The 4,375-nt window shown below is 65.1% G+C and carries 1 protein-coding gene and 3 pseudogenes; 1 reads left to right on the plus strand and 3 read right to left on the minus strand.

Features of this window, described 5'->3' with window-relative positions; translation table 11 throughout:
- Nucleotides 1-427: 427 nt before the first annotated feature.
- Nucleotides 428-571, minus strand: a pseudogene (locus CRM90_RS31205) (transposase); the annotation flags it as partial.
- 235 nt (nt 572-806) lie between these two features.
- Between CRM90_RS31205 and CRM90_RS29540 the strand changes: the two are divergent.
- A pseudogene (locus tag CRM90_RS29540) lies at nt 807-1,470 on the plus strand (Crp/Fnr family transcriptional regulator); the annotation flags it as partial.
- Nucleotides 1,471-1,777: 307 nt separating this feature from the next.
- Here CRM90_RS29540 and acs read toward each other — a convergent pair.
- A pseudogene (gene acs, locus CRM90_RS29545) lies at nt 1,778-3,704 on the minus strand (acetate--CoA ligase).
- Between the two features lie 58 nt (nt 3,705-3,762).
- Nucleotides 3,763-4,110, minus strand: a complete 348-nt coding sequence (locus tag CRM90_RS29550) for a nuclear transport factor 2 family protein (protein WP_102810392.1) — start codon at nt 4,108-4,110, stop codon at nt 3,763-3,765.
- Nucleotides 4,111-4,375 lie beyond the last annotated feature (265 nt).

Raw genomic sequence — 4,375 nt, forward strand, 5'->3', positions numbered from 1 at the left:
GTGAAGCGGAACCTACGCCCGTGCTCCCCATTTACACCGGATCCCGGACACGACCCGTCCGTGGTCGGCGAATGGATCACGCATACCACTTGGCAGTTTCACATCCGCACCCTCAAGCACCGGGTCAACCGGGCATTGCGGGTTGACCGGGCGCTGAGAGCCCAGGCCGATGAACGACCACGGAAGTGCGGCCGCCGACATCCGCGTCCACCTGCCGCGGCCGACAGCGGTGACCAACGCACTTCGCATTGATATCGACCCGACATTTCCGAACGTTTTCATCTGCCTTCCACAACCATGAGCAGCGCACGGCCCACGGTGTCCACGGCCGCGGTCGACCGGGTCCGTCGGACGAGCCCACAGCGGGATGCGCAACGATGCCGTCAACTGTGGCCAGCGTCGCTAGCGTCTGCCCGTCCTGAGCGGAACTGACCATCGACGCCCGAGATCTCGCGGTAGCCCCCGGTTCAACGAGACGCTCCATGCGACGGCTCGACACCTCCAACAGATAACAGCTCGCCACAACACTGGTCAGCGCCCGCTCGGCGCGTTTGCGCCGCTCCACCTGCCAGGCCGAAGAATCACGCGATGGTAGGTAACGTCGGCTTTTCTTGGCGGTAATTGGCGGGTCGCCCGCGGCCGGAAAACTCTGGGGCGGCGGGCACGTCTGGGTGCTGCCGGTTAGCGTGCAGATCCAGGTTGTCTCGCGAGGTGCTGTGATCACCCGCCGGTGAGGGGGTCGGCGGGTGCTCACGCGGTATAGCGAGGCGGCCACCACCGCTTCCGGCGTTCGCGGAGGGGCTCTAGTGGATAAGGTGCTGGCCGGTGCTGCGATTGTGGAGGCGGTGCAACCGGCGGCTGCGGCGGCGCTGCGGCGCCGGCTGCATCCTGTCGTGTTCGGTGCCCGGCAGGCCGTTTTCACCGAAGGCGAGCCCGGCGACCGTCTCTACATCATCAAATCCGGCAAAGTCAAAATCGGACGCTGCTTTCCCAGGGGTCGCCAGCATCTGCTGGCCATCCTGGGGCCCTCGGACATGTTCGGTGAACTGTCTGTCTTCGACCCGGGGCCGCGCACGTCGAGCGCGACCACGATCACCAAGGTGCGCGCGGTCTGGATGGACCGCGACGGGCTGCACGCCTGGATCGCCGATCGCCCCGAAATCGGCGAACAGCTGCTACAGATGCTGGCCCGCCGGCTGCGCCGCACCACGGAGACTCTGGCCGATCACAGCGGCACCGACGTGCCTGGCCGCGTCGCCCGACAACTACTGCATTTGGCTCACAGATTCGGCGGCGCCGGCAGTGACCTGCCGCGGGTGACCCACGAGCTGACCCAAGAGGAGATCGCGCAGCTGGCCGGGCCGCGAGGCCACGCATAGGGCACTGCACGACTTCGCCGACCGCGGCTGGATCCGGCTTGAATACAACGCCGTGGTAATCCTGCACCCCGACAAGCTGGCCCAGCGCGCCGGCTACCTGGCCACGTGCCTGCAGGACTCACCTCAGCTGCGCGCGGGTGGTGCTGAGCAAACTGGCGATCGCGAGCACCCCGCCCGGATCACCAATCAGCCTGGTCAGTGCGCGATGTAAACGCGGCCCTACCGGCCGGTGACTACCTCAACGAGATTTCCTCACCGCCTCGACGATGGTTTCATCGAGGCCGAGAAAGTCGATGGACTCGGCGAGGGTGTGGTGCACCGTGTCAACGTTTCTACATCTGGGATGGGTGATGAGTTCTACGCGCATCCGCCCGCCTCCGCCTGCCGCTGCCGGTCAGTTACGTCTCGGCCTTGCTGGCGCGGATCGCTTCGAACACAGTGGGGTCCAGCAACGTCGACGTGTCGCCGAGTTCGCGGCCCTCGGCGCCGTCACGCAGTAATCGTCGCATGATCTTGCCGCTGCGGGTCTTCGGAAGTTCGGGCACGACGTGGATCTCGCGGGGCTTGGCGATTGGGGATATCTCGCGGGCGACCTCGGCGCGCAGTTCGTCGACCATGTGATTGTGTGGATTGTCCGTTGCGCTGGACTCCAGGATCACGAACGCGATGATCGCCTGGCCGGTGGTGTCGTCGGTGGCACCGACGACGGCGGCCTCGGCCACATGCGAATGACCGACGAGGGCGGATTCCACCTCAGCGGTGGAGATGCGGTGGCCCGAAACGTTCATCACGTCGTCGACGCGCCCCAGCACCCAGATGTTGCCGTCGTCATCGTAGCGGGCGCCGTCGCCGGCGAAGTACCAACCCTGCTCGGCGAACCGCGACCAGTAGGTCTGCTTGTAACGCTCGGGGTCGCCCCAGATTCCGCGTAGCATCGACGGCCACGGTGCATCCAGAACCAGGTAGCCTTGCGCGTGTTCGCCGAACTCGTGGCTGCGCGTGATCGTGCTGCCGTGGTCGTCCACGATCCGGGCGGAGATCCCCGGCAATGGTTGGGTGGCCGAGCCGGGCACCGCGTGGGTAGCACCGGGCAGCGGGGAGATCATCGCGGCGCCGGTCTCGGTCTGCCACCAGGTGTCCACAATCGGAGTTTGGTTGCCGCCGAAGACATCCCAATACCACCGCCACGCCTCGGGATTGATCGGCTCGCCGACGGTGCCCAGCAGCCGCAAGGTGGACAGGTTGTGGGCGTCGGGGATCTCGCGGCCCCACTTCATGAACGTGCGGATCAGGGTCGGCGCCGTGTAATAGATTGTCACGCCGTACTTTTCGATCACCTGGAAGTGCCGGTGCTCGTCGGGTGAGGCTGGCGTGCCCTCGTAGACCACCTGGGTAGCGCCGTTGGACAGCGGTCCGTACACGATGTAGGTATGGCCGGTGACCCAGCCGATGTCGGCTGTACACCAATACACGTCGGTCTGCGGCTTGATGTCGAAGACGTTGTAGTGGGTGTAGGCCGCCTGCGTCAGGTATCCGCCGGAGGTGTGCACCACGCCCTTGGGTTTGCCGGTGGTGCCCGATGTGTAGAGCAGAAACAGCGGATGTTCGGCATCGAACGCCGTCGGGGTGTGTTCCGGGGAGGCCCTGTCGACCGTCTCGTGCCACCAGAGATCGCGGCCCTCGGTCTACGGCGTGTCGATTCCCGTGCGCCGCACCACCAGAACATTCTCGACGGACTTCTGTCCATTGACCGCCTCGTCGGCTGCCTCGGTGAGAGACACGGCCTGGCCGCGACGGAACTGCCCATCGGTTGTGATGACCAGCTTGGCTTCGGCATCCTCGATGCGCGCGGCGAGCGCCGTCGCCGAGAAGCCGGCGAACACCACGCTGTGCAACGCGCCGAGGCGTGCGCACGCCAACATCGACACGATCGCCGGCGGTGATCCCGAGGTCGGACAACGCGTTGGCGGCCTTGCATACCTCGGCCAGAAGTTCGGCGTAGGTGATTGCACGGCAATCGCCTACCGGCTCGCCTTCCCAGAGGATCGCGACACGGCCGCCATTGCCTGCCTCGACGTGGCGGTCCACACAGTTGTAGGCGACGTTGAGCCTTCCGTCGGCGAACCATCGGGCGAACGGCGCGTCGGACCAGTCCAGCACCTCGGTGAACGGAGTGTCCCAGGACAGTCTGTTGGCTTGTGTCGCCCAGAACGCCAGCAGATCCCGCTCAGCCTCGCGATACAGTTCCTCGGTGGCGTTGGCCTGCGCGGCGAACTCGGCCGACGGCGGAACGGACGACTGAAGTTCGGTTTGCGTTTCCGGCATCTCGCGAAGCGTAACCGCACGACGTTGCACTTCGGTTGGTGTCGGCGGTCACATGCCCCTAACGCTTGTCCAGCAGGGTGTAGCGGACGGTTTGGGCACGGATCAACCCGTCGCTGAAGACGAAGGTGTCGATGCCGTCGTCAACGCGCGTCAACGCGGAATCGGCGGCCCACTCGAGGAACAGCACGTTCCCCTCGAGAATCTGCGTCTTCAATTCCCACGCCGCGTTCGGCACGTCGTCGAGCAACTTGGCGAAGGCGGTCCGGATGCCCTCCTTGCCGCGCGACACGCCAGCCGGTGAGATGAACACCGCGTCGTCGGCGTAGTCGGCGACGATGGAATCGAGGTCACCTGAGCCGAGGGCTTGAGCATGGTGGGCGAAAACTTCTTCGGGTGTGCGCGCCATCGCTGGTCCTTCGCGTCAAATGCTTGAGCAGGCGGGTTCGTCGCCCACACTATGCGTCTCAACAACCACCATTCGCCAGCCCCCGGCTCGTCGGTGTGCAGAAGTCGGACAGTTAGCCCCGCCACTTCCGTCGGACAATTTCAGTAGTGGCGTGATGCGTCGATTTGTTCGACGCGAACTGAGTGTAGACGACGCAGAAAGCGGGAAAAGCACATGAAGACACGAGCGGCTGTGCTGTTCGAGGCTGGTAAGCCCTTTGAGGTCG

Source organism: Mycobacterium sp. ENV421, assembly GCF_002887815.1.
Classification (GTDB): domain Bacteria; phylum Actinomycetota; class Actinomycetes; order Mycobacteriales; family Mycobacteriaceae; genus Mycobacterium.

Bases quoted from the DNA above. Each gene is read 5' to 3' on its own strand.
- CRM90_RS29550 (WP_102810392.1), bottom strand. From the start codon at position 4,110: ATGGCGCGCACACCCGAAGAAGTTTTCGCCCACCATGCTCAAGCCCTC.